This is a genomic window from Erythrobacter sp. (assembly GCF_023653175.1).
Classification (GTDB): Bacteria; Pseudomonadota; Alphaproteobacteria; order Sphingomonadales; family Sphingomonadaceae; genus Erythrobacter.
This window is the reverse complement of record NZ_JAMNXL010000064.1, coordinates 1-17795: the sequence shown is the minus strand read 5'-3', so window position 1 is coordinate 17795 and position 17795 is coordinate 1. Positions and strand designations below refer to the sequence as shown.

General features: G+C 67.5%; 18 protein-coding genes and 1 pseudogene. 16 read left to right on the top strand and 3 right to left on the bottom strand.

From position 1 onward, the window contains the following. Nucleotides 1-168: pseudogene (locus NBV68_RS09165) on the bottom strand (molecular chaperone DnaJ); the annotation flags it as partial. A 79-nt stretch (nt 169-247) separates the two neighbouring features. Here NBV68_RS09165 and NBV68_RS09160 point away from each other — a divergent pair. The 5 genes from NBV68_RS09160 to NBV68_RS09140 are packed head-to-tail and all read left to right on the top strand — an operon-like array spanning nt 248 to nt 2965. Next, on the top strand, nt 248-514 hold the full coding sequence (locus NBV68_RS09160; RefSeq protein ID WP_296309014.1) for a BolA family protein: 267 nt from the start codon (nt 248-250) through the stop codon (nt 512-514). After that, nucleotides 511-966: an NUDIX domain-containing protein gene (locus NBV68_RS09155; protein ID WP_296309009.1), complete on the top strand. Its 456-nt coding sequence runs from the start codon at nt 511-513 to the stop codon at nt 964-966. The genes NBV68_RS09160 and NBV68_RS09155 overlap by 4 nt, the downstream gene beginning before the upstream one ends. A 51-nt stretch (nt 967-1017) precedes the next feature. Continuing rightward, entirely contained in the window at nt 1018-1827 is an 810-nt protein-coding gene (locus NBV68_RS09150; protein WP_296309007.1) for an SDR family NAD(P)-dependent oxidoreductase, read from the top strand. Then, entirely contained in the window at nt 1827-2717 is an 891-nt protein-coding gene (locus NBV68_RS09145) for an alpha/beta hydrolase (RefSeq protein ID WP_296309005.1), read from the top strand. Before NBV68_RS09150 ends, NBV68_RS09145 begins: the two co-directional genes overlap by 1 nt. Next, nucleotides 2714-2965 (top strand): hypothetical protein, encoded by a 252-nt coding sequence (locus tag NBV68_RS09140; protein WP_296309003.1) that lies wholly within the window; start codon nt 2714-2716, stop codon nt 2963-2965. The genes NBV68_RS09145 and NBV68_RS09140 overlap by 4 nt, the downstream gene beginning before the upstream one ends. On the opposite strand, the gene NBV68_RS09135 is transcribed toward NBV68_RS09140, so the two are convergent. Further along, nucleotides 2962-4050: a DUF2332 domain-containing protein gene (locus NBV68_RS09135; protein WP_296309000.1), complete on the bottom strand. Its 1089-nt coding sequence runs from the start codon at nt 4048-4050 to the stop codon at nt 2962-2964. The genes NBV68_RS09140 and NBV68_RS09135 overlap by 4 nt on opposite strands. A 45-nt stretch (nt 4051-4095) precedes the next feature. On the opposite strand from NBV68_RS09135, the gene hisG reads away from it, so the two are divergent. The 9 genes from hisG to NBV68_RS09090 all read left to right on the top strand — a co-directional run bounded on the left by hisG (nt 4096) and on the right by NBV68_RS09090 (nt 14328). Beyond that, on the top strand, nt 4096-4791 hold the full coding sequence (hisG, locus tag NBV68_RS09130; RefSeq protein ID WP_296308998.1) for an ATP phosphoribosyltransferase: 696 nt from the start codon (nt 4096-4098) through the stop codon (nt 4789-4791). Further along, the gene (gene hisD, locus NBV68_RS09125; RefSeq protein WP_296308996.1) at nt 4788-6086 is read left to right on the top strand and encodes a histidinol dehydrogenase; all 1299 of its coding nucleotides are present in this window, start codon (nt 4788-4790) and stop codon (nt 6084-6086) included. Before hisG ends, hisD begins: the two co-directional genes overlap by 4 nt. Next, nucleotides 6083-6553, top strand: a complete 471-nt coding sequence (gene nusB, locus NBV68_RS09120; RefSeq protein ID WP_296308994.1) for a transcription antitermination factor NusB — start codon at nt 6083-6085, stop codon at nt 6551-6553. Before hisD ends, nusB begins: the two co-directional genes overlap by 4 nt. Before the next feature lie 15 nt (nt 6554-6568). Next, nucleotides 6569-7426: a thiamine-phosphate kinase gene (gene thiL, locus NBV68_RS09115; RefSeq protein WP_296308992.1), complete on the top strand. Its 858-nt coding sequence runs from the start codon at nt 6569-6571 to the stop codon at nt 7424-7426. A gap of 195 nt (nt 7427-7621) precedes the next feature. Beyond that, entirely contained in the window at nt 7622-9787 is a 2166-nt protein-coding gene (locus tag NBV68_RS09110; RefSeq protein ID WP_296308991.1) for a sodium-translocating pyrophosphatase, read from the top strand. Nucleotides 9788-10036: 249 nt separating this feature from the next. Then, nucleotides 10037-11125, top strand: coding sequence for a GNAT family N-acetyltransferase (locus NBV68_RS09105; protein WP_296308989.1), 1089 nt, complete (start codon nt 10037-10039; stop codon nt 11123-11125). Continuing rightward, nucleotides 11122-12000: a cupin-like domain-containing protein gene (locus NBV68_RS09100; protein ID WP_296308987.1), complete on the top strand. Its 879-nt coding sequence runs from the start codon at nt 11122-11124 to the stop codon at nt 11998-12000. Before NBV68_RS09105 ends, NBV68_RS09100 begins: the two co-directional genes overlap by 4 nt. Before the next feature lie 22 nt (nt 12001-12022). Continuing rightward, the gene (locus tag NBV68_RS09095; RefSeq protein WP_296308986.1) at nt 12023-12946 is read left to right on the top strand and encodes an acyl-CoA thioesterase domain-containing protein; all 924 of its coding nucleotides are present in this window, start codon (nt 12023-12025) and stop codon (nt 12944-12946) included. 47 nt (nt 12947-12993) lie between these two features. After that, a complete protein-coding gene (locus tag NBV68_RS09090) occupies nt 12994-14328 on the top strand; it encodes an MFS transporter (protein ID WP_296308984.1) in 1335 nt (444 codons plus the stop codon). Here NBV68_RS09090 and NBV68_RS09085 read toward each other — a convergent pair. Then, nucleotides 14314-15132 (bottom strand): universal stress protein, encoded by an 819-nt coding sequence (locus NBV68_RS09085; RefSeq protein WP_296308982.1) that lies wholly within the window; start codon nt 15130-15132, stop codon nt 14314-14316. The genes NBV68_RS09090 and NBV68_RS09085 overlap by 15 nt on opposite strands. 150 nt (nt 15133-15282) lie before the next feature. Between NBV68_RS09085 and NBV68_RS09080 the strand changes: the two genes are divergently transcribed. Both NBV68_RS09080 and NBV68_RS09075 read left to right on the top strand, forming a co-directional pair. Further along, nucleotides 15283-16779 carry a carotenoid oxygenase family protein gene (locus NBV68_RS09080; protein ID WP_296308980.1) on the top strand — a complete coding sequence of 499 codons (1497 nt, stop codon included), beginning with the start codon at nt 15283-15285 and terminating at the stop codon, nt 16777-16779. Between the two features lie 120 nt (nt 16780-16899). Next, on the top strand, nt 16900-17795 hold an 896-nt coding region (locus tag NBV68_RS09075; protein ID WP_296308978.1), incomplete at its 3' end, for a DUF885 family protein.

Below are 17795 nucleotides of genomic sequence, written 5' to 3'. Positions count from 1 at the left end.
GTTGAATTCGCGCACGTGTTGCAGGCAGAACCAGCGCCACTCGCCCGGCCCGTCGAAGCCGTGCGGCCGCCGCCCGGGCGCGCGGAACTCGCCCGCCTCGCGGCAGCCGGGGGCTTCGCAACCCCTTCCGGGGCTCTCGACGCGGCCATGGAATCGTGGTGAAGGCATAGGCGTCCTGAATGGCTATGGGGTGCCCAAGTTCCAAGCCCGAATCGCCCTTCCCCGCTTGCGAAAAAGGAAATCCGTGATGAGTGTCGCCGAGGAAATGCATGCGCTCCTGACCGAGGCCTTCGCGCCCACGGCCCTTGCCATCATCAACGACAGCGCCAAGCACTCGGGCCACATGGGCGACGACGGCTCGGGCGAATCCCACTTCACCATCGAAATCGAGGCGGCGGCCTTTGCGAGCATGAACCGCCTCGCCCGCCAACGCGCGGTGATCGCGGCGCTGGGCGATATCGTGGGGCAGCGGGTGCATGCGGTGGCGATCAAGGCGAGCGTGCCGGCCGAATGATCACCCTCAATCCCTCCCTGCGCCTGCGCCCGGCGGCGCGGCTGATCGTGCTCGACCCTGCGGGCCGCGCGCTGATGTTCCGCTATGACGTGCCGGGGCGCGATCCGTTCTGGGTGACGGCAGGCGGCGAGGTCGATCCGGGCGAGAGTTTCGAGGATGCCGCGCGGCGCGAGCTGCTCGAGGAGACCGGCATCACCGCCGATCCGGGCGAGCAGATCGCGCGCATGACGCCCGAGTTCATCACCGTCCAGGGCGAGCCGGTGCAGGCTGACGAGCGGTTCTTTCTGATCCGCGTCGCCGAAGCGGAGATCGACACCTCGCGCCACACGGAACTGGAACAAAGGCTGATGACCCAGCACCGCTGGTTCACCCCTGCCGAGCTGGAAAGCTGGCACGAGGCGGTGTTTCCGGTTAACCTCGCCGACATGATCCGGTCTGCAATCGCAACCTGATTGCCCTTGCCTGCTCGCCTCGCTACCTCTCGCTGAAACGGGAGAGAGAGCATGGACTACACCGGCAAGGTGGCATGGATCACCGGCGCATCATCGGGCATCGGGGCGGCGCTGGCGCGCGAATTGGCGGCGCGGGGCGCTCACGTGGTGCTTTCCGGCCGTGACGAGGCTCGCCTCGCCGAGGTCGCGGCGGATTGCGGCGAGACGCTGATCCTCGCCTTCGATGTGCGCGATGAGGCCGCTCTGGCTGACGCGACCGCCAAGGCCATTGCGTGGAAGGGCGGGGTCGACATCGCCTTCGCCAATGCCGGCATCTCGCAGCGCAGCCGCGCGCTCAAGACCGCGATGCAGGTCTACCGCGACATCATCGAAGTCGATCTCGTCGCCCAGATCGCCTTTTCGCAAGGCCTGATCGGGCACATGGCGGATCGCGGCTCTGGGGCGCTCGGGTTAATTTCCTCGATTGCGGGCAAGGTCGGCGTGCCGATGCGCACCGCCTATTCCGCGGCCAAGTTCGGGCTCGCGGGCTATGCCGACGCGCTGCGGGCCGAGCTTTCGATCAACGGCGTCTCGGTCCACACCATCTACCCCGGATCGGTCGCCACCAATGTCTCGCGCAACGCCCTCACCGCCGAGGGCACGGCACGCGGCCGCAGCGACAAGGCGATCGACGAGGGCATTCCGGCCGACGTTGCCGCCCGCCAGATGCTCGACGGGATCGCTGCGGGAACACGCGAAATCATTGTCGCCGAAGGGTTCGAGCTCGCCATGGGCGAAGCGCGCCGCACGCCCGAGGCGCTGTTCGATCAGACCGCGGACATGGTCGCCAAGGGCTATTTGGACAAGCTGGAGCAGCAGTGATGAGTTTTGATCTGAAGCGCGTGGCGCTGCCCAATGGCATCCACCTCAACATCGTCGATGAAGGCCCGGTGGATGCGCCGGTGCTGATCTTCCTCCACGGCTTTCCCGAAAGCCATCGGACATGGCGCCACCAGATCCGCCATTTCAGCGACCGCTTCCGCTGCGTCGCGCCCGACCAGCGCGGCTATCGCGGCTCCTCGAAGCCGCAAGAGGTCGAGGCCTATGCCCCGGCCAATCTGATCGGCGACATCTTCCTGCTCGCCGACACGCTGGGGATCGCGCAGTTCACCATCGTCGGGCACGACTGGGGCGGTGCGATTGCCTGGGGCGTGGCGCTCGGCGGCCAGCACGCCCGCGTGACCCGCGCAGTGATCGCCAATGCGCCGCATCCGGTGACCTTCCAGCGGCTGCTCTACACCCACCCCGGCCAGCGCGAGGCGAGCCAGTATATCCGCGGCTTCCGCGACACCGCCAACGACGCGCTGGTCAAGGAGCACGGGCTCACCGGTCTGCTGCTCAAGGAAGTGAAGTGGGACCGCCCCAGCAAGATGGAGCCCGAGGAGCGCGATCAGCTGCTCCGCGACTGGCAGAACCGCGACGCGGCTTTCGGGATGCTCAACTATTACCGCGCCAGCCCGATCGTCGTGCCGACGATGGACGCGCCCTTCGCGATTCCCGAGGGCTGGACGCCGCCTGCCCTGCCCAAGCTGACGATCCCGACATTGGTGATCTGGGCCCTCGACGACCTCGCCCTGCCCCCTGAGAACCTCGAGGGGCTGGAAAACATCATCGACCCGCTTACCATCGTGCGCGTGCCCGATTGCGGGCACTTCGTCCCGTGGGAGGCGCCGGATGCGGTCAACGCGGCGATGGAGACGTTTCTGGCGTGAACCACCCGGTTGAGTACGAGCCTTTCGCGCCGTCATTGCGGAGTTGCGGCTGCGTCCTCATCGCGGCTGCCACACTGGCGATTGCAGGCGCCTTGTTCCTCGGGTCGATCCTTGGCGACTGTCTGGAAGATGCGGCCTGCATCGCCCGCAAGGCCGGTGTCTGGCCATGGCTCACGCCGCTGCTGGTGCTGGGTGCCGGAGCCGTGCTCGGCGCGATCTTCCTGCGGTTGATGAAGCGCCGCGACTAACCCGCCAGCCACTCCACCCATGCGCCGTGCGGGTGCGCATGGGACAGCAGGTGCTCCTCGCCCCGATGGTTGGCGCCGTCCCACAGGCGGACGCGCAATTCGTGGCGGAAGGTTGCGGGGTCGGTCTCCAGCGCGATCCAGCCGAGCGGGGTGTCGGGGGTGGCCGCCGCGCCCTCGGCCTCGAAGGCGGCGGTGATGCGGCTTTGCGTGGCGGCGGGCATGTATTGCCACATGATCGAATGGAACATCACCCGCGCCGTGCCCGGCTGCCGTGGGCGCGCCAGCATTTCGTCGGCGAAGTCACCGGCGTCGGCGGCGACAAGATCGGGCGGCTGCTGGCCCGCCAGCGCTATCGCTGCGTCGATCCGGGCCATTCGCTCCCCGGCATCAGGCCAGACATAGGCCTTGAGCCGCAGCGCCGCCTCGGGATCGGCCAGATTGATCGGGGCAATGTCGCATCCCTTCACAGCGGCAATGGCGAAACCGGCGGGCGGCGGCGGCGGTGAGGCCCCGCGCCAGTCGGGCACGATCCGCATCGGCGAGCGCTCCGGGCCGACCTCGGTTGTGCCGAGCCGGAAGAAATAGCGGTCGATCATCGTGTTGACCCCCGCGCTCGCGCCCAGTTCGAACAGGTCGAACCGCGGCGAGCGCACCCGGGCCGCCAGCCACATGAGCCCGGCCATGATGCTCGCCGCGCGGCCCGCCTCGTTGGTCTGCGGCGGGCCATCGAGCCAGGGCAGCAGCCGCGCGTCGAACCTGTGCGTCAGATCGAGCACCAGCGCATCGACCGCCGCCTGATCGGTGATGGCGCCGGAGTAGACCGCGGCCAGCCGGTCATCCGCGCCAGTCAGCAGCAGGTGGTGAAAGCCGCCCGCGATCCGCAGCGGCATCGCGTCCTTGAGCGTCAGCCCCGGCCAGTTCGCGATGCGGCGTCCGGTTGCCGTGTCGCTCGCCCGCACCCCGGCGAGCGCGCGGATCACTCGCGCCGTCGCCGGCGCGCCGTTTTCCTCGGCATGGCGGGCCTGCCATTCCAGCGCGGAAGTAAAGTCTTCCAGACCCATGATTCCCGGCTCACTCACCGCCATTGCCATTGCCCTTTTCCCCGTCCGACCTTAAATGCGCCCCCGATCATGACCACCATTGGCCTTCCCGACAATCCCGGACAGCTCACCTTCGCTGTCCCCAAGGGGCGCATCCTTGACGAGGCGCTGCCGGTGATGGCGCGCGCCGGGGTGGAGCCGGAGCCTGCGTTCCACGACCCCAAGAACCGCGCATTGGCCTTTGCATGCACCCGCAACGACATGCGCATGATCCGCGTACGCGCCTTCGATGTCGCGACCTTCGTCGCTCACGGCGCAGCGCAGGTCGGGATCGTCGGCTCGGACGTGATCGAGGAGTTCGACTACGCCGATCTTTACGCGCCGGTCGATCTCGGGATCGGGCTGTGCCGCCTGTCGGTGGCGCGCATGGCGAACGATACCGATGACGGGGCCGCCAGCATCAGCCACCTGCGGGTCGCGACCAAATATCCCAGCCTCACCCGCCGCCACTTCGCGGCCGCCGGCGTGCAGGCCGAGTGCGTCAAGCTCAACGGTGCGATGGAGCTTGCTCCCTCGCTCGGCCTTGCGCGCCAGATCGTCGACCTTGTCTCGACCGGCACCACCTTGCGCGAGAACGGGCTGGTCGAGACCGCCGTGATCCTCGAGATTTCCGCGCGCCTGATCGTCAACCGCACCGCCTTGAAGACCGACCGCCGCGTCGCCGCGCTTGTCGACGCCTTCCGCCGCGAGGCCGAGGAACGCAGCCAGAAAGCCGCCGCCGCATGACCATCAAACTGCTCTCCACCTTGCAGCCCGATTTCGAGGCGAAGTTTGCGCGGATCGTCGATGCTCGGCGCGAAACCGATTCCGATGTCGCAGGGCAGGTCCAGACGATCCTGCAGGCGGTCAAGGGCCGGGGCGATGCGGCGCTGGTGGATTACACCCAGCGTTTCGACGGCTATGCGCTGAGCGACGAAAGCGACTGGGTGGTCACCCGCGAACGCTGCGAGCAGGCCTATGACGAGCTCGACCCCACCTTGCGCGATGCGCTCGAACTCGCCGCCGCGCGCATCCGCGCCTATCACGAGGCGCAGCTTCCGGCGAACCGCGACTATGTCGACGGGGCGGGCGTGCGGCTCGGCGCGATCTGGCGGCCTGTCGATGCGGCGGGGCTATACGTCCCCGGCGGGCGCGCGGCCTATCCTTCCTCGCTGCTGATGAACGCCATTCCGGCGCGGGTTGCGGGCGTGGAGCGACTGGTCGTCGTCACGCCCACGCCCAAGGGCCAGTCGAACCCGATGGTGCTCGCCGCTGCACACATCGCGGGCGTGGACGAGATCTGGCGGGTCGGCGGGGCGCAGGCGGTCGGCGCGCTCGCCTATGGCACCCAGCGGATCAAGCCGGTCGACGTGATCACCGGCCCGGGCAATGCCTGGGTCGCCGAGGCCAAGCGCCAGCTTTACGGCGTGGTCGGGATCGACATGGTCGCAGGCCCCTCGGAAATCCTCGTCATCGCCGACGGCAAGAATGATCCCGACTGGATCGCCGCCGACCTGCTCAGCCAGGCCGAGCACGACCCGACCTCGCAGTCGATCCAGATCACCGACGATGCCGGTTTCGCGCGGCAGGTCGAGGATTGCATCGACCTTCAGATCGGCCAGCTTTCCACCGCCAAGACCGCGCGGACGAGCTGGGACGCGCACGGCGTCGTGATCGTTGTCAACGATCTGCTGGCAGAGGCCCCCGCGCTCGCCAACCGCCTCGCCGCCGAGCATGTCGAGATCGCGGTCGATGACCCTGAGCCCTACCTCAGCGCCATCCGCCATGCAGGCAGCATCTTCCTTGGCCGCATGACGCCCGAGGCGGTCGGCGATTACGTCGCGGGGCCCAACCACGTGCTGCCCACCGGGCGCCGCGCGCGCTTTTCGAGCGGGCTTTCGGTGCTCGATTTCATGAAGCGCACCAGCTTTCTGGGTCTCGATGCGGCGTCCTTCGCCGCAATCGGCCCCGCCGCTGCAACCCTCGCCCATGCCGAGGGGCTGCCTGCCCACGCCAAGTCCGTGGAACTGAGGATCAAATGAACCATCCCGCCCGTTCTCAGGCCCGCTCGGCTGCGCGGCTCGCCGCCGTCCAGGCGCTCTACCAGCAGCACATGGAGGGCACCGCGCTCGCCCGGCTGCTCGACGAATTCCACCAGCACCGGCTGGGCCGCACCATCGACGACGAGGATTTCGACGAGGCCGAATATGCCGACGCCGAGGTTCCGTTCTTCGATGACGTGGTGCGCGGCGTCGATGCCCGCAAGGACGAGATCGACGCGCTGGTGGCGGGCAAGCTCGCCAGCGGCTGGAGCCTCGCGCGGCTCGACAAGGCGATGCTCCAGGTGCTGCGCGCCGCAACCTATGAACTGCTCGCCCGCATGGATGTGCCCGCTGCCGTGGTGATCAATGAATATGTCGAGGTCGCCAAGGCCTTCTTCGACGACGGGCAGGCCAAGTTCGTCAACGGCATCCTCGATGCGGTGGCTAGGCAAGCGCGCGCGGGCTAATCCATTGCCCGACGCATGAACGAACCCGACTTCATCGCCGCCTTGCGCGCCCTGCCGCTCCACCCGGGCGCGCGCGGGCTGGCGGATGATTGCGCGGTTGTTTCGTTTGGTTCCGAAACCCTCGTCATCACCCACGACATGATGGCCGAAGGCACGCACTTCCGGGCCGACGCCGACATGGCCGACGTGGCGTGGAAGCTGGTTGCCACCAATCTTTCCGACCTCGCCGCCAAGGGAGCAGAGCCAGTAGGCGTGCTGCTGGGGCACATGCTCGGGCGCGATGATGCGCGGTTTCTCGAGGGGCTGCGCGATGCGCTGGCCGCCTTCGACACCCCGCTGCTGGGCGGCGACACGATTGCAGCGGCAGGCGCGCGCGCGCTCGGCCTGACGGCCATCGGGCGGGCGACCCATGTGCCGGTTCCGGCAAGGAGCGGCGCGCAGGCGGGCGACGGGGTGTGGATCACCGGCCCGGTCGGGCGGGCAATGCTCGGGTTCGAGGGGGCGGCAGAGCACCGCGTCGCCTTCGACCGCCCCCTCCCCCGCCTCGCCGAGGGCCGCGCGCTCGCCCCGCTGGTGAGCGCGATGATGGACGTCTCGGACGGGCTGCTGCTCGATGCCTTCCGCATGGCCGAGGCGAGCGGGGTGACGCTGGCGCTCGATCCTGCTGTCATTCCTGTCGCAGACCCCGCGCTTTTTGAAGCGTGCGTGCGCTGGGGCGATGATTACGAGCTGCTGTTCACCGCCCCGCCCGCAGCCCTGCTGCCCATCCCTGCGCAGCGGATCGGCTCCGTCGCCGCCCGCGAGGCTGCCCCGCTGCTGCTCGGCGAGACCCCGCTCACCGATCCCGCCGCCCTCGGCTACCGCCACGGCTGAACGCGCCCACGCGCCCCGCGCCCCCGCGCCTCTCTAAATTGCGCAAAGCAGCGCAAAACCGCCATTCGCACTTCGCCTGAGGCTTGCCAGCCCCTTGCGAACCCCTATGACTGTGCTCCTTGCGCCCATGGGATCAAAACGAGGCGCTTGGCTCCCGGCAACGGGAGGCGACATAAGGACGAGAGGGGATTGCTCGTGGATCTATTGCTCATTTCGATTGGGCTGGGGGTGCTTGCCATTGTCTATGGCATCATCACCAGCAGCCAGGTGCTCAGCGCGAGCCCCGGCAACGCGCGGATGCAGGAAATTGCTGCCGCCATTCAGGAAGGCGCTCAGGCCTACCTCAACCGCCAATATTCGACCATTGCCATCGTCGGCGTGGTGGTCGCGGCGATCGTCGCCTTCGCGCTCGGGACGACCGCGGTGATCGGCTTTGTCACCGGCGCGGTGCTTTCGGGCGTTGCCGGCTATATCGGCATGAACATCTCGGTCCGCGCCAACGTGCGTACTGCCGAGGCCGCCAGCACCGGATTGCAAGCCGGCCTCACCCTCGCCTTCCGCGCGGGCGCCATCACCGGGATGCTGGTGGCGGGCCTCGCCCTGCTCGCGATCGCGGTGTTCTTCGCGGCGATGATCGGGCCGATGGGCCTTGCCCCGTCGAGCCGCATGGTGATCGACGGGCTGGTGGGCCTTGCCTTCGGCGCTTCGCTGATCTCGATCTTCGCGCGCCTTGGCGGCGGGATCTTCACCAAGGCGGCCGACGTGGGCGCGGACCTTGTCGGCAAGGTCGAAGCAGGCATCCCCGAGGATGACCCGCGCAACCCCGCCGTGATCGCGGACAATGTCGGCGACAATGTCGGCGACTGCGCCGGGATGGCGGCCGACCTGTTCGAGACCTATGTGGTCACCGTCGGCGCGACCATGGTGCTGACCGCGCTGCTGCTGACCAACCTTGGCGACATGCTGCTGCCGATGATGGCGCTGCCGCTGCTCATCGGCGGCGTGTGCATCGTCACCTCGATCCTTGGCACCTATTTCGTGCGTCTGGGCTCGAGCGGGGCCGGTGCGACCAACGTGATGGGGGCCATGTACAAGGGCTTCATCGTCACCGCGGTGACCTCGATCCCGGCGATCTATGGCGTGATGACCTATGTTCTCGGCGACATGAATGTAATGCTGAACCCGCCGGGCGAAGTGGTGGCCCCGCTCGCGGACATGGCAAGGACCAGCGCCGCTGCCGACAACGGCATGACCGGCATGAGCCTGTTCTACTGCGCCCTTCTCGGCCTCGTGATCACCGGCCTCATCATCTGGATCACCGAGTACTACACCGGTACCAAGTACCGCCCGGTGCGCTCGATCGCCAAGGCCTCGGAAACCGGCCACGGCACCAACGTGATCCAAGGCCTCGCGATCAGCCTCGAGGCGACCGCGCTGCCGACGCTGGTGATCGTTGCCGGGATCATCATCGCCTATGGCCTCGCCGGCCTCATGGGCATCGCCTATGCGGCGACCGCGATGCTTGCGCTGGCCGGCATGGTCGTGGCGCTCGACGCCTATGGCCCGGTCACCGACAATGCCGGCGGGATCGCCGAGATGGCAGGTCTGGACGACTCCGTGCGGGAAAAAACCGACCTGCTCGACGCAGTGGGCAACACCACCAAGGCGGTGACCAAGGGCTATGCCATCGGATCGGCGGGCCTTGGCGCGCTGGTGCTGTTTGCAGCCTACACGACGGACCTTCGGACCTTCTTCCCCGATGCGAATGTCGACTTCAGCCTCGAGAACCCCTTCGTGATCGTCGGCCTGCTGCTCGGCGCATTGCTGCCCTATCTGTTCGGGGCGATGGGGATGACCGCGGTCGGCCGCGCGGCGGGCGACGTTGTGCTCGACGTGCGCAACCAGTTCCGGGAGAACCCGGGGATCATGGAAGGCACCTCCAAGCCCGACTATGCCCGCACTGTCGACCTCGTCACCAAGGCGGCGATCAAGGAGATGATCATCCCCTCGCTGCTGCCGGTGCTGGCGCCGGTGGTGGTCTATTTCGTGATCACCGCCATCGCGGGGCAGGACAACGGCTTTGCGGCGCTGGGCGCGCTGCTGCTGGGCGTGATCGTCAGCGGGCTGTTCGTCGCGCTGTCGATGACCGCCGGCGGCGGGGCGTGGGACAACGCCAAGAAGTACATCGAGGACGGCCACCACGGCGGCAAGGGCTCCGAAGCCCACAAGGCCGCGGTGACGGGCGACACGGTCGGCGATCCCTACAAGGACACCGCCGGCCCGGCGGTCAATCCGATGATCAAGATCACCAACATCGTCGCGCTGCTGCTGCTCGCGGCGCTGGCGCACGGGGCGGCGTAACCCGCTCCAGCCGGTGAAATTCCAAACCCCGTCGGGCGCGATCCCGGCGGGGTTTATCTTTGCCCGAAACCCTGTCCCCGCCTCGGACAGCCGCCCTGCGCGCTGAGGCTTTCTTAATCGCCCTGTGGCATCAACCTGCATGAATGCGCAGATACGTGCGGCAAGGCGGGGTTAACGGTAATGGACATGGGGTCGGCGGACAGCTTTCGCACCCGCGCAAGGCGTTCGCCCGCCGCGGGGACGGCGGGCTTGCGCCTTCTCACCCTCGCCGAACTGGAAGAACCCGCCTTCCTCGCCGCCTGGGAACGCCTCGCTTTGCGCGCGGCCGAGCCCAATCCCTTCTTCGAGCCCTGGTATCTCCTCCCCTCGCTGCATCAGTGGGGCGCGAACGAGGGCGTGCGGGTCAAGGCCTGGTTCCATGAGGGGCGGCTGGCCGGGCTGATGCCGGTGACGCGGGCCTCGCGCTATTACGGCCATCGGCTCACCCATGCGGAGGTGTGGCTCCACGCCAACGCCTTCTGCGGCGTGCCGCTGGTGGCTGAGGGGCTGGAGGAGCGCTTCTGGCAAGACCTCCTCACCCATTTCGACCGCCGCGCGAGGCGCGCGCTGTTCCTGCATCTGCCGCAGATGCCGGCCGAGGGCCCGGTCTTCGCTGCCTTGGCCCGCGTCCTCGCCCGCTCGGGCCGGATGCATTACCTCGCCGCGCAGGAGAACCGCGCGATGCTGACGGGCGAGACCTCGGCCGCAGCCTATCTCGAGAGCGCGATGAGCGCAAAGAAGCGCAAAGAGCTGCGCCGCCAGCACAATCGCCTCGCCGAAGAGGGCGCGCTCGCCTTCGAGCGGTTGGAGGGCGCGGAAGACATCGCGGCATGGACCGCCGAATTTCTCGCGCTGGAAGCCGCCGGGTGGAAGGGCGCGGCGGGCTCCGCGCTCGCTTCCTCGCCGGACACCGCTGCCTTGTTCGAGGCCGCGCTGGCGGGAGCTGCGGCGGCCGGAAGGCTCGAGCGGCTGGCGCTCCGGCTCGATGGGCGGCCAATCGCGATGCTCGCCAATTTCATCACCGCGCCCGGTGCCTACAGCTACAAGACCGCCTTCGACGAGGCCTATGCGCGCTTCTCTCCGGGGATGCTGCTGCAACTTGAAAACCTCGCGCTGCTCGAACGCGAGGGCATCCTTTGGGCCGATAGCTGCGCGGTGGAGGGGCACCCGATGATCGAACGCCTGTGGCGCGATGCGCGGCGCATGGCGAGCATCAACATCGCCATCGGCGGCCTGACCCGCCGCACCGCCTTCCGCCTGCTCAAGGCCTATGAGACCCGTCCGAGGAGCCAAGCATGAACGCCCCCGCCCGCTTCACCGATGCGCTGTCAGAGCACGTCTTCGACGCTCCCGCGCGCGCCAAATTCGCGCGCCATTATCCCGAGCAGCCGCATATCCTCCAGCACAGCCTCACCAGCCATCCGCTGCTGGAGATCGAGGCGCTTGCCGCGCTGGCGGAACAGCTCCCGCTCGCCAGCGTCGAATACAATCGCGGCGATCTGCCGATCGGGGTCGACGGCAAGCCGGAATCGAACGGCCTGACCATTGCCGAGACGATCCGCAAGGTCGCCGAGGCGGAGAGCTGGGCGGTGCTCAAGAATATCGAGCAGGTGCCCGCTTACGAAGCGCTGCTGCTGGGCCTGCTGGAAGAAATCCGCCCCGAGATCGAAGCTGCGACCGGCGCGATGCTGACCCCGCAGGGCTTCATCTTCGTCTCCAGCCCCAACTCGGTGACGCCCTATCACTTCGATCCGGAGCACAATATCCTGCTCCAGATCCGGGGCAGCAAGGTGATGACCCAGTTCCCGGCGGGCGACACCCGCTTCGTGCCCGATGAAGCGCACGAGACCTACCATTCGGGCGGCCCGCGCGAATTGAAGTGGGACGATGCGATGCTCCCCCACGGCACCGAGTTCGCACTCTCCCCCGGCGAGGCGCTGTTCGTGCCGGTGATGGCGCCGCATTTCGTGAGGAACGGCCCCGCCCCCTCGGTGTCGCTGTCGATCACTTGGCGCTCGGAATGGTCTTACCGCGAGAGCGACGCGCGCATTTTCAACGCCATCCTGCGCGAGCGCGGGTTCAAGCCTAAAGCCCCGGGCCGCTTCCCGCACCAGAACTATGCCAAGGCCTATGCCTTCCGCGTGATGCGCAAGCTCGGCTTGACGGGTTCGTAAGGTCGCCGCATGGCCCTGCGCCATGAGTGACGAACCCACGAATAAAGAACTGGTCGCCGACCTCGTCCGGCTGCTGACGGTCGAAAAGCGCGCCGCCGATGTCTATGCCGGGCCGCCGCAGACCGACGGGATCGGGCGCGTGTTCGGCGGGCAGGTGCTGGCGCAGGCGCTGCAGGCCGCGCAAGCCTCCGTCAGCGACGGCAAGTCCGCCCATTCGCTCCACGCCTATTTCCTGCGCGGCGGGCGCGAGGGGGCGGGGATCGAATACCGCATCGCGCGCGATTTCGACGGGCGCAGCTTTGCCAACCGCCGCGTCGTCGCCAGCCAGGAGGGCGAGGACGGGATCGCAGTCCCCATACTCAACCTCACCGCCAGCTTCCAGCTGCCGGAGGAGGGCCTTGAACACATCGATTCTCCCATGCCCGATGTGCCCCGGCCTGATGACCTGCGCACCGACATGGACCAGCGCCGCGAGATTGCCGAGGCTTGGGGTGACCGGCTTAGCGATCAGCAGCGCCGCATGATGCTGCGCCCGCGACCGATCGAGATGCGCACAACCGATCGCCTCCACTGGATGAGCAGCGAACCCCGGAGCCCGCGCGCGCATAGCTGGTTCCGCGTCTGCGCGCCGATAAGCGGGGCGAACGACACCCCCGAACTCCACCGCGCGATCATCACCTATGCCAGCGACTACACCCTGCTCGGCACCAGCGCCCTGCCGCATGGCCTGAGCTGGATGCGGGGCGAGCTGGTCGGCGCGAGCCTCGACCATGCCTTGTGGTTCCACCGTGACGCGCGCGCCGACGAATGGCTGCTCTATGCCACCGACGCGCCGTGGAGCGGCGGCGGGCGCGGGTTCAACCGCGGGCGGATCTTCAACCTTGCGGGCGAGCTGGTCGCGAGTGTCGCGCAGGAAGGCATGATGCGGAAGAGGGTCAAGGGCTAAGCTCCCCGCGTATTGCTCCGGCATGGCCGCTGAACGATAAGCGGGCGATGCCCCGGATCGACCCGTTCCACGCGACTCTCGCCAACAACCTGCTGCAGAACGTGGTCAATTTCACGGTCTGGTTCGCGCTCGTCTTCTGGGCCTATCTCGAAACCCGGTCGGTGTTCGTGACCGGCATGATCGGCGGCATCCACCTGTTGTTCACCGGCGCTTTCGCGATCTGGTTCGGCAGTCTGGTCGATCACCACCGCAAGAAGCCGATCATGCTCGGCTCGAGCGCGGCGTCGCTGGTGCTCTACGCCGCGGCGCTGGGCGTCTATCAGATCACCCCGCCGCAGGCGCTGGGCGAGACCGCCAGTCTGCCGCTGTGGGGGTTCATCGTGCTGGTGATGCTTGGCGTAATCGCCGGCAATATCCGCATGATCGCGCTCGCCACGCTGGTCACACTGCTGATCCCGCCCGAGCAGCGTGACAAGGCCAACGGGCTGGTCGGGATGGTCGGCGGCGTGGGGTTTCTGGTGACCTCGGCGATCAGCGGCTTTCTGGTCGCGTGGGACGGTATTCGCGGCCCGCTGGTGCTGGCGATCGGGTTCAGCGCGCTCGCCATCGTCCATCTGCCGCTGGTGCGCTTCGACGACCCCGTGCCCGACACGGCGACGGAATGCGGTCGCAAGGCAATCGACCTGCGCGGCACGATCCGGGTGGTGGCGGCAGTGCCGGGGCTGTTCGCGCTGATCCTGTTTGCCACCTTCAACAACCTCTTGGGCGGCGTGTTCATGGCGCTGATGGATGGCTATGGCCTGTCGCTGATGAGCGTCGAGGATTGGGGCCTGCTGTGGGCGCTCGCCTCTGGCGCGTTCATCGTCAGCGGGGTGGTGATCGCGCGGGTCGGGCTCGGGCGAAGGCCGCTGCGCACGCTGCTGCTGGTCAACCTCGTCGCCTGGAGCGCGGCAAGCCTCTTCACCATCCAGCCCTCGATCGCGCTGCTGGCGGCGGGCTGCGTGATCTGGATGTTCTTCGGCCCTTTTGCCGAGGCCGCCGAGCAGACCACGCTGCAACGGGTCGTGCCCTTCGAGCGGCAGGGGCGCGTGTTCGGCTTTGCCCAGTCGGTCGAGCAGGCCGCCTCGCCGCTCACCGCATTCCTGATCGGGCCGCTGGCGCAGTTCGTGGCGATCCCTTTCATGACCACCGGCGCGGGCGCGGAGATGATCGGCGGCTGGTTCGGCACCGGAGCAGATCGCGGCATCGCGCTGGTGTTCTGCATCACCGGCCTGTTCGGGGTGGTGCTGACGCTTGGCGCCTTCGCCTCGCGCTCCTACCGGCAGCTGTCGGATGCTTATGCGGCAGTCCCGGGCGATGGCCCGCACCTAATGCGCGAGTAAAACCGGCATCTGCGGCTCGCTCAGCATGTGGCGCGTCACGCCGCCCAGCACCAGCTCGGCAAGCCGCGCGTGGCCATAGGCGCCCATCACCAGCAGCGCGCAATCGCGCATCTGCGCCGCCGAGAACAGCGTGTCGGCAATCTTCGCCTCGCCGCGCGGGATCTCCACGATCTCGCAAGGAATGCCGTGGCGGGCGAGGTATTTCGCGCCCTCGGTGGAGGGCAGGTCGAAGCGCTTGGCCTCTCCCGCCTCCTCGACCACGCAGGCGAGCGTCACCTTCACCGAGCACGCCAGCAGCGGCACCGCCGCGCGCAGCGCATGCGCGCTCTCCGCCGAGCCGTTCCACGCGACCAGCATCGGCGCGCCGACATCGAAGCTGTGCATGCCCTCGGGCACTACCAGCAACGGCACGGGCGCGCGGGTCACCACATCGCCGACCAGCGCCGAGGGGCCGCGGCCATCCACCCCCGCCTCGGCAGGCCCGAGGATCACGACATCAGCGAGCGGCGAGGCCTCGATCAGGCGCTGGCTGGCCACGCCATATTCGAAGCGCCAGTCGAAGGGCACGCCTTCACCCTCCAGCTCGCGCTCGACACGCGCGCGCAGCTTGTCGGCGTTCTCGCGGATCACCGGCAGGGCGGCGGCGATGGCCGAGCCGTAGAAGTCGCCCGGCATGAACACATCGTAGCTCACCGCCTGAAGGCAGGTGATATGGCCGTTGGTGGCGCGCGCCATGTCGAGCGCGACTTGCAGGCGCGCGGTCATGGCGGGGTCGTGGTCGATGTGCAGCAGGATCGATTTCATGGCGGGTCTCCCATTGATGATGAGGATGATCGCCCCGGACGCCGCGCTGTGCCTTGACCCGGATCAATTTTGCAGGGCCGCGCGCCAAGGTGCATAGCAGCTTGCCAGAGATAAGGCGTGCGATCATTCTGCGGGGTGAGGGAGAGACCAATGCAGATCATGCGACACCCGCCGGTGAAGACCAGCCTCGAGCCGTCGAACCACCCCTATCTGACAGGGCCGTGGACGCCTTGCCACGAAGAGGTCGACGTGCCCGAACTGCGGGTGATCGCGGGCGCAATCCCGACGGATATCGACGGCATCTACCTGCGCAACACCGAGAACCAGGTGCATCAGCCGCTCGGCCGCCACCATCCTTTCGATGGCGACGCGATGATCCATCAGGTCAATATCTCCGGCGGCAAGGCGAGCTACCGCAACCGCTTCGTGCGCACCCACTGCTTCGAGGCCGAGCAGATCGCGGGGCGCAGCCTGTGGGGCGGGCTGATGGATCCGTGGGGCACCAGCATGCGCCCCGGCTTCGGCGCGCATGGGGGGCTGAAGGACACCGGCTCGACGGACATCATCGTTCACGCGGGCACGGCCTATGCGACGCTCTACCAGTGCGGCGAGGCGTGGATGCTCGACCCCGTCACGCTCGGCAGCCGCGGCAAGGCGCCGTGGGTGCCATTGGACGGCATCTCGGCCCACCCCAAGGTCGACGAGGCGACCGGCGAGCTGATGTTCTTCAACTACTCCAAGCACGCGCCTTTCATGCATTACGGCGTGGTCGACCGCACCGGCACGCTGGTGCACTACGTGCCCATCCCCCTGCCAGGCCCGCGTCTGCCGCATGACATGGCCGTGACCCCGAACTGGTCGATCCTCAACGACATGCCGCTGTTCTGGGACGAGGAACTGCTGGGACGCAACATCCACGCCGCGCGGCTGCATGATGGCGTGCCGACCCGCTTCGCGCTGATCCCGCGCCATGGAAGCCCTGAGGATATCCGCTGGTTCGAGGCCGCGCCGACCTATGTGCTGCACTGGACCAATGCGTGGGAAGAGGGCGACGAGGTGGTGCTCGAAGGCTATCATCAGGCAAGGCCCATGCCAGAACCGCTCGAGGAGATGGGCCGCTACAGCCACATGATGGCCTATGTCGACGAACACTCCTTCCAGTCCCGCCTCCACCGCTGGCGCTTCAACCTCACGACCGGCGAAACCCGCGAGGAGCGTTTGTCCGAGCGGATCGTCGAATTCGGCATGATCAATCCGCGCTATGCCATGCGGGAAAGCCGCTATGTGTGGTCGACCACCACGCGGCCCGGCTGGTTCCTGTTCAACGGCTATGTCCGCCACGACACCGAAACGGGCGAGGAACAGGTCTATCGCCTGCCCGAGGGGGTATATGCCAGCGAAAGCCCGATGGTGCCGAGGAAGGGGGCCACATCTGAAGACGATGGCTACCTCGTCACCTTCCTGATCGACGAGAACACCGGCACCTCCGAATGCGCCATCCTTGATGCGGGCGATGTGACGAAAGGCCCGATCTGCCGCCTCGCGCTGCCCCACAAGATCTGTTCGGGCACCCATTCGGTGTGGGTCGAGCATCACCAGCTGCGCGCCGACGCGGCGTTCCATGCGCGGCGCTACGCCGCCGCTTGACGTCACGGCGTCACGCCGCCAGTCGATGTGCCTCGGGCGCTCGTCACGCGAGCGGTTGTGCCGCGGGGTCCGCGCGCCTAGCCATGCGCGCTTAACATTCTGCCCCGGGAACCTCCTCCGATGACCTTGCGCCTTGCCCTTGCCGCCTCCACGGCGCTCATGCTGCTGTCCCCTCTCCCCGCCCTCGCCCAGCACGCACCCGCGCCCGTCGAAGCCGCCACCCATTCCGAGCATGACAAGCTCTTCGCCCTGTTCGACGATGCCGATACCCGCGCGCTCGCGCTCGATCCGATGTCACGGCTGTTTCGCGGGGAGGAGGAAGGCGTCGACCGGCTGGGCGATCTGCTGACCGATTCCGCGTTCCTTGCGGGACGCACCGACACCCAGCTCAATCTTGCAAAGCTCGCGCTGATCGATCGCAGCAAGCTCGATGCCACCGATCAGCTCGCTTACGACGTGTTCAAGTACACGCAAGAGCGCGCGCTGGCGGGGGTGAGTGACGAGATGCGGGCGCTCACCCAGGTGCGTCCGCTCAACCACTTCTTCGGGATGCACAATTACTACCCGACGCTGGTCAACGGTACCGGCGTCGCGCCGTTCGAGACGCTTCGCAACTACGACGACAACCTGTCGCGCCATGATGATTACATCGCCTATATCGACCGCGCGATCGGCCGCTTTCGGCAGGGCATGGCAAGCGGCGTTCTCGAAACGAAGCTGACGGTCGGGATCATGGTCAGCCAGCTCGACACGCAGATCGCCACCCCGATCGCGGATTCGCCTTTCATGGGCCCGGTGAAGAACTTCCCGGCGGATTTCCCGGAGGCCGAAAAGGCGCGGCTGACGAACGCCTACGAGGCCAAGACCCGCACTATCCTCGCCGCCACCACGCGCCTGCGCGATTTCCTGCGCGACGAATATCTGCCAGTTGCGCGCGACAGCATCGGCCTGTCCCAGATGAAGGGCGGTGACAAGCTCTATGCCCGGCTGGTCGAGGATTCGACCACCCTGCCGCT